This window comes from Salinicola sp. V024 (genome assembly GCF_052645315.1).
This window is the reverse complement of the sequence record NZ_JBQXYB010000027.1, coordinates 1-7,650: the sequence shown is the minus strand read 5'-3', so window position 1 is coordinate 7,650 and position 7,650 is coordinate 1. Positions and strand designations below refer to the sequence as shown.

The 7,650-nt window shown below is 56.3% G+C and carries 5 protein-coding genes and 2 pseudogenes; 2 read left to right on the top strand and 5 right to left on the bottom strand.

What is annotated here, in order from left to right:
* Window positions 1-413 precede the first annotated feature (413 nt).
* From ACUN9V_RS19675 to ACUN9V_RS19665, 3 genes are all read right to left on the bottom strand, one after another.
* On the bottom strand, window positions 414-2,342 hold the full coding sequence (locus ACUN9V_RS19675) for a TRAP transporter permease (RefSeq protein WP_445512643.1): 1,929 nt from the start codon (window positions 2,340-2,342) through the stop codon (window positions 414-416).
* 4 nt (window positions 2,343-2,346) lie between these two features.
* Entirely contained in the window at window positions 2,347-3,303 is a 957-nt protein-coding gene (locus ACUN9V_RS19670) for a TAXI family TRAP transporter solute-binding subunit (protein WP_445512642.1), read from the bottom strand.
* Window positions 3,304-3,404: 101 nt separating this feature from the next.
* Window positions 3,405-4,151, bottom strand: coding sequence for a class II aldolase/adducin family protein (locus ACUN9V_RS19665; RefSeq protein ID WP_445512641.1), 747 nt, complete (start codon window positions 4,149-4,151; stop codon window positions 3,405-3,407).
* A gap of 100 nt (window positions 4,152-4,251) precedes the next feature.
* Between ACUN9V_RS19665 and ACUN9V_RS19660 the strand changes: the two genes are divergently transcribed.
* A complete protein-coding gene (locus ACUN9V_RS19660) occupies window positions 4,252-5,166 on the top strand; it encodes a LysR family transcriptional regulator (RefSeq protein ID WP_445512640.1) in 915 nt (304 codons plus the stop codon).
* 51 nt (window positions 5,167-5,217) lie between these two features.
* Here ACUN9V_RS19660 and ACUN9V_RS19655 read toward each other — a convergent pair whose 3' ends face one another.
* Complete coding sequence (locus ACUN9V_RS19655; protein WP_445512639.1) at window positions 5,218-6,951, bottom strand: thiamine pyrophosphate-binding protein; 1,734 nt, start codon at window positions 6,949-6,951, stop codon at window positions 5,218-5,220.
* Window positions 6,952-7,214: 263 nt separating this feature from the next.
* Between ACUN9V_RS19655 and ACUN9V_RS19650 the strand changes: the two are divergent.
* Window positions 7,215-7,535: pseudogene (locus tag ACUN9V_RS19650) on the top strand (FAD-dependent monooxygenase); the annotation flags it as partial.
* On the opposite strand, the pseudogene ACUN9V_RS19645 reads toward ACUN9V_RS19650, so the two are convergent.
* A pseudogene (locus ACUN9V_RS19645) lies at window positions 7,530-7,650 on the bottom strand (IS30 family transposase); the annotation flags it as partial. The pseudogenes ACUN9V_RS19650 and ACUN9V_RS19645 sit on opposite strands and share 6 nt — an antisense overlap.

Genomic DNA, 7,650 nt, shown 5'->3' with positions numbered 1-7,650 from the left:
GGATATTGGCGTCTACCTGATGGACTACTACAACCGGCAGCGCCCTCATACCTTCAATGGCGGCATGCCACCCGTGATGGCGGAAGAAAAACTTAAAATACTGTCCGGGATTAGTTGACCACTACACTTCATGTCGAGCTAAACAGGCAACGAATGTATGCATCTGGCACTAACTTTACAAGTTTCAAGATTATGCTGATCAAGTGCCTGCAAGGCAGGCACCGTTTTCTGGACGACCGGGACAATACCATGGGTTACTCACATATCATTCGGTCGGTCGATACTTGATCATTGCTCCCCATAACCTATCGGATGGGCTCCTTCTCCATGACCAGTAATCTTGTTTTCTTCCATCTTTTCAAACATCGTTACCGATATTCATAATGAACGATCTTGGAATAGATACACAACATTTATGGGATTACCCCCTCTTGTGGATTTGACGTTTTCGTTTTGAACCAACAGCCAAGGAAGATCAACAGTCCAGTGACGTCGGTATATGCACCGTTGGGAAACAGACCAGCAGGAATCAGCGCCAGGATCCCCCCCATGATCAATAGGCAGCGGAATGTAATGCTCAAATTGCGTCCCATGTAGCCGACAATCCCCGCGGTCACCATGTAGATTCCCAAAATTGCCGAACCCAAAGCCCATAACGCTCCCAAAAGGCTCCCCTCGAGAATCAATGACGGCGCAAACAGAAACAGAAATGGCACCACGTAGGCCGGCCAGGCCAGGCGCATGGCAGAGGCGCTGGTCGGCCAAGCCTTCGCCTCGGCGATATTGGCGGCAGCGAATGCGGCCAGCGCTACCGGCGGCGTTACCATCGACAGCAAGCCGAAATAGAACACGAAGAGATGCGCAGCAATGACTGGAATACCGAATTCGACCAGCGCCGGAGCCACCAGCGTGGCAAGCAGGATGTAGACCCCGACGGTGGGCATTCCCATTCCGAGAACTACGCTGATCAATGCCGTGATCAATGCCAATATTACGACATTGCCGCCACTGGCGTTGATGATATGCAGTGTCAGGTTGAAGGCCAGCCCCGAGAGATTCAGCACGCCAATAATCACACCCGCCGCCGCACAGACGATGATCAGGCTGGCAGCCGCGCTTCCGGCTGATGCCACGACCGAAATGATGTCGCGAAAGCCGATGCGCTTTCCCCTATAGCCGAATATCAGACTCACGACCAGCAATGTCACGATGGAGAGTACAGCTGCCGCCTCGGGGCGCATATTGAGCGAAAACAGCGTGTAGAACAGCACCACGAAAGGCAGCAAGAAGTGCCAGCCCTGACGCAGGGATTGCCAGCCAGAGGGAATTTGCGCTGATTCGACGGAACGAATGCCTTGTTTAGCCGCCTGCAAGTCGACGTTGATGAAAATGGCCAGATAGTAGAGCAAGGCGGAAGGCAGTGCCGCCAGCATGACCTCGGAATAATCGACACCGATGAGATCGGCCATGATGAAGGCCGCCGCGCCCATCACGGGCGGCACCAATTGCCCGCCCGTCGAGGCCACTGCCTCGACGGCGCCGGCATAGGTCGCAGGAAAGCCGGCACGTTTCATCATCGGGATGGTGACGACGCCGGTTCCCACCACGTTGCCGACCGCGCTCCCCGAGATGGAGCCGAAGAGTCCGGATGCGGTGATCGCCACCTTGGCGGGGCCGCCGCGAAACCGGCCCATGCCGGCAAGCGCGATATCGTTGAAGAAATCAGCAGCCCCGCAGCGGGACAAGAGTTGGCCAAACAGCATATAGGGAACCACCACGATCACCGCCACCTTGAGGGCAGTCCCAAGGATGCCGTTAGCATCGATGGCAAGATACACCACGAGTTCCGACAGGGATGTCGGACGACTTTGCAAGGCCCCCGGCACGAGGTCCCCAAACAAGCCATAGGCCAGAAACAGCACCACCACCGCGAGGATCCCCATCCCGGCGGACCTGGGCAGGTTGAGCATCAGCGCCGCAAACATCACGCCGCTCAACACGATGAGCCAGCCGGGCATGAAGGGCGCTTCCATCGAGATGGTGGGGTAGTAGAGCGCGATATAACTTCCCACGCCCAGGGTAGCGATAGCACCGATGACGGACGATAAACCGATTACCGGGTGCCGAGTCCGTTCCGCTATCATCATGAATCCCGACACTAATGCACAGGCCAGCACCATGACCAAGATTTGCGCGTCATAGAGAGAAATCCCCAGGGTACGATATAGATCGCCGGCATAGGCCACCGGCAGCAGCACGATCAACACACCAAAAAACCGCTTCGCCCAAACGATGGCTGTGTGACTCCAGTGACGTTTCTCTTCCCCGTTGTTCGTCTGCATGGGTTTACTCCATGAGTCCGGACTCGGCGTAGTAATTTGCGGCCCCTTCATGAACGGTCAGCCCCGGGAATGTAGGCACCATGTTCTCAGGCGTGAACTGGGAAAACGTCTTGTAGATATTGCGCACCTTATCCGGGTTGTCGTGCATGGCCTTGACGATGCGTCGAACGACATCGTCAGGCACTGACTTGCCCGCAACGAGTGCATAATCGTACCCCATCATGGGCGTCGGCTTATCGATTCCAACCTTGTCTTTTTCCGGCTCGATAGTCTTGATATAAGCCGTCGGGACGAATTTTTGCATGGCCGCCTCGGCTTCGGGCGTATCATCAAACGCCAGCCAGCGGATACCCACGGTGGCGTCGGCTTCGCGTGTTTTTCCGCCCTCCAACGAGAAAAATGCCGCATCGACGTTCCCGGAAATGAAGTCATCGACTCCGTTGGGTACCGAAGGCACCATGTATGACTGAACATCGTCGATGGACAGCCCTCCAGCTGCGAGAATACCGTCGACCTGGAGCCGTAAGGTTGGCTGCGCGGTAAAACCATAGGTGAGGCTATGCCCCTTGAGATCGGACACGGTTTCGTAGGCCGAGTCCTTGCGAACCATGAAGCCGTAGGCGGAAGAATCCAGTGAAGCGATGACGCGCAAATTCTTGAGCGCACGACCGTCAAAGGGTTCTATTCCCTGCACGGCTGCCAGAACGTCGGGGCTGGGAGCCAACTGGATATCCAGCCGTCCGGCATCGATCATCGGCATCGACTGTCCCGAGCCACCATAGGCCTGGACACGAACGTCCAGATCGGTCTTTTCGCTCAGAAACTTCGCCAACCCGGCATTGACAGCGTAATTCTGCGATCCTTGTCGGCCGGCACCGATTCCCAGTGACTGCGCAATGGCGACATTGGAAACCAGAAACCCGGCGCATAGCACAGCAAAACCTATTTTTAGCATTTTCATGGCGTGGCTCCTCATTTACTTTTACTGCTGAAAATATTTTTTATTTAAAACTTTATTAATATTGAGTTATTCGTCGAACCTCACGAAATCATGAGATACTGTCAAAGGCCTCCGAAACCTGCCCTAGACACCCAATAATCCCAGGCTCTCTCCAGTGGCATTTCACTAAGTAGCATAGCGCTGGTTTTCTCGATTTCACCATCGGTCAGATAATGTAGTTTACCCATCTGAAGAGTATCTTGTATTAGACTGGCATTGTCCTTGAGAGCAGTCGATATCATGCATACTGCTCTGATGCTTTCTCCCGCACAGACGCACCCATGGCCACGTAGCAGAGCCACCCGCTTATCCCCCAGGACTCGAGATAGCGAGTGGCCCATTTCCATCGAATCCACGAGCATGTTGGTATCGCCAAACTCATCCTGGCTATCCCAGGTATCGATCCGTTTACCGATCACAGCGGCCATATGAAAAATTGGCCTCAGGGATATTTCATTCATCGTGAAAGGAATAATCGAGCGAGCATGGTGGTGCGTTACTGCATTGACATCCGGCCTGTCCTTATAGATAGATCCATGGATATGACGCTCGGCATAGGGCCGACGGGGATCGTTTCCAATCAGTTCGCCATCAAGGGTAAACTCCATGATATCGTTGCGCGTCACGACCTCAGGGCTTCGTGACCTCGATAAAAAATAGCGCTCAGGATTCAGGGGATTTCGAACACTGATATGTCCGAAATCATCGATCACACCCTCCTTCGCCAGGATACGATTCGCGATCACCAGGTTGCCAACGATGGCGTCAATAATCTCTTTCTCCAATTTCGCACTCCTATCTTCGCTCATTGATCCGCTCCCCCAAAATTGGACCCTACTTGAGGCTAATTGCGATCTGAAAGGAAAACTAATATATAGTTACCTATCATTTCATATCCAATAAGCTATAATGCGCTCATCTACCTCCCAGCTATCCATTCATAAACTCGAAGTCTTTTGCGCGGTCGCTGAACGTCAAAGCGTCTCTCTCGCCGCCGAGCATCTCAACATTGCCCAGCCAGTGGTCTCGACCCATCTCAAGTCGCTTTCCGAAAAGCTGGGCGTCACGTTGACCAGGCGTAGTGGTCGACGGACTGAGTTGACCGAAGAAGGGCAAAGTGTCTATCGATGGGCCTTGGATGTTGTGGTGCGGACTCGCGAGCTGGAGCGCGAACTCGCCGATACGCAACGCGGAGTGGCCGGCAAGGTCAGCGTCGGTGCCTCGATGACGCCGGGATCCTATGTGTTGCCCGGCATTGTCGCATCGATACGCCAACGCTATCCGCTGGGGCAGATTTCAGTCCACGTCATGACATCGTTAACGGTCACTGACGCTATTCGACGAGGCGAGTGTGATTTCGCTTTCACAATCCTCGATCCACGCCAAGAAATTCAGGATCTCCAGATCGAGCACGTTTGCGATGAATCCCTGATCCTGGTCGCCGCAAGTCACTTCGAAATCCAGGCGGCAAGCACCCCTTTGAGCGAACTCCCCTATATTACCGCCCAGCATGGCACGCCGAGGCGCGATATCGAGGAGTACCTGCTAATGGAACATGGCGTGTCCCGCAGTCACATCCTGATGGAATTCGGCCACCCTGAGGCGATCAAGCGAGCGGTCCGTACCGGTGCTGGCGTCGCCTTCCTGTTCCACTCATCCATCCGTGACGAACTAGCCTCGGGTGTCTTGCAGCAAATCGATACGCCGGGCATGGATTTGCAGGTTCCCGTGTATCTGGTGCGCCGCAAGAACAAGACTCTCAACCGGTTTCAGAGCACGATGATCGAAGCGCTGACTCGCTCGCTACGCGAGCAGGATGCCTAGGTTCTGTACGAAAAGTCGGCGAGCGAAACCCAGACAGTTTTCGTTCGGAGCCTAACGCATGGATTGAACCATGGAAGGGGCATATCCTTTGGCCGCTTCTACTTCCAGTAACGCCACGCCACCATTGGCAACCACGTCTAGCGCATCGGCCAATGCCGAAAGCACCATTTCGGGCGTACGCAACAAGCCGTAGGTGGTCGCACCGAAACCTTGGCCAATGGCACTGACATCGATGCCAGGCTCGTCTAACACGATGCCTACCCGCTTGTTCTCCACCGGGCGTCCCCTTGCCTTGGCGACCGCTTCCTGGTGCACTTCGTCGTTATAGAAGGAGCGGTTGTTGATGATCACGACCAGCAGAGGCACCTGTTGATTGACCGCCGTCCACAAGGCCGAAGCACTCGCCAGAAAGTCCCCATCGCCCAACACTGCCAAGGGCAGCAACGGAGACCCAGCATCGCGTAGCGCAAGGGCGGCTCCCACGGCCATGCCTGGCCCTGAGCCGACACCACCACCACCGTCATACCCCAGCGCGCCCAGCGGATGATCGACCGGCCAGTCATCACCGGTCCAACTGAGCGGCGCACGGATCAGACAGCTGGGCCGATCACCGATCCCATGCCGCAGCAATACCGCGATGTCCTGCGGCGTCATCGACTCCACCTCGACCTGGCCGGGCTCGGGGCTGGCAGGCAGTGGTGCCGATGACGGATTTCCGAGCGCCTCGTGCAAGGCGGCAACGACTTGGTCCGGTGAGTTGAGAAAGCAGACATCGGCCGGCGCAAAAGCACCGCCATCCTTGACCCAACCCTGAGCGTTATACGACTCGAGCGTGGCCGAGACGATCTTCGCCGATACCGTCCGATCGCCGAATACGGTGCGCAACGTGCCGCCAAAATCGACCCAGTCGAGATTCACGATCACATCGGCATCGGCGATCGCCGCCTTTGCCTCGGCATCGGGGAAATACCCCGCACGTCCGATATTGGCGCGATGGGCGCTAGGGAACGTGGCACCTGTCTTGATATCGGTAATCACGTCGGCGCCCAGCCGCTCGACCAAAGCAATGCGACGCTGCCAGTCCGCTTCGCCGCGTGACAGACGTCCCATCAGGAAGACGACGCGACGAGCCTCGGTCATCAACTGGATCGCCTCGCTCACCAATGCCGGCGCCGGCGCCCCCGGGACCGGTGCGGTGCGACGGGCGATGTCGAGATCGGGCAACGCCGTTTGCAGTCTCGTCTCCTGAATCGAGGTGTCGATATTCACGTAAACGGGGCCGCAAGGCGCAGTATTCGTTCTCGCCGTGGCTTCGACCAGCGCGTGCAGGGTCGCCGTTAGCCCCCCAGGCTGGTCGTCCCATTTCACGAAATCGCGAATCAAGGCCCCCTGGTCCTGGGACGTATGGATCCAGTCGATCCAGGTACGCCGGCGACTGGCATCCACCGGCCCGGTTGCCCCCAGCACCACCATCGGAACGCGATCGCACCAAGCGTTATAGATAGCCATCGAGGCGTGCATGAGCCCGACATTGGCATGTAACGCGACTCCCATGGCCCGGCCCGTGATCTTGGCATAGCCGTGCGCGATGGCAACGGCCGACTCCTCGTGCACGCACAACAGAAGCCGCGGGTCGTCATGCGTCACGTTGACCAGGCTGTCATGCAATCCCCGGTAGCTGGAACCGGGATTGAGGGCGATGTAGCGTAGGTCGAGCGCCTTGAGCGTCTCGGCGATGGCATCCGAGCCCCAGCCGGTAGCCTTGTCATCATCAGCGTGCTGCATGATTCCCCCTTCTTCACGACGGCGCGATATCGATCGTCTTGGTTTAGGACATGCCAGTAATGAACGTGACGAAAGTCGAAATCAAATAGATATATCGGCCCAAACATATAGCCTTTTTGATATTTAAAATCTCGGGAGCCAAAACCGTGCGGTTTCCTGGCAAGTCTTGTCTCTGATTTATGGATTCATACTTTCGGAGTATTTATCGAAAACCGTGACCCTCATAACAATGAATTTTTCATCGCACGGAATCGGACGCTTACATGCAATTCCATCTCAATGGCTATCGGGCCGGTGACCCCACCGTTCATCCATCGGCGGCCCAGGATTCCGAGGCAAGTATTTTGCCACGAGAGGTCGATGTCCTGATCGTCGGGAGCGGCCCGGCGGGACTGACCCTGGCGGCCCAGTTGGCGGCATTTCCCGATATCAAGACACGCATCGTCGAGCAGAAGGATGGCCCGCTGCGACTCGGCCAAGCCGATGGTATCGCCTGCCGCACCATGGAGATGTTCAATGCCTTCGGCTTTGCCGACAAAGTGTTGAAGGAAGGGCGGTCTCAAGTTCCAAGCGCAACGCTATTGAAGGGTGCTCGGTCCGCCGACGGATTTCTTGAGCACCTCGGCGTAGACTTCCAGTGGGGTTCGCCAGTCCAACGTCTGGCGAGGCCTTGTGTTCAGTGAGTCGGCGATCTCATCG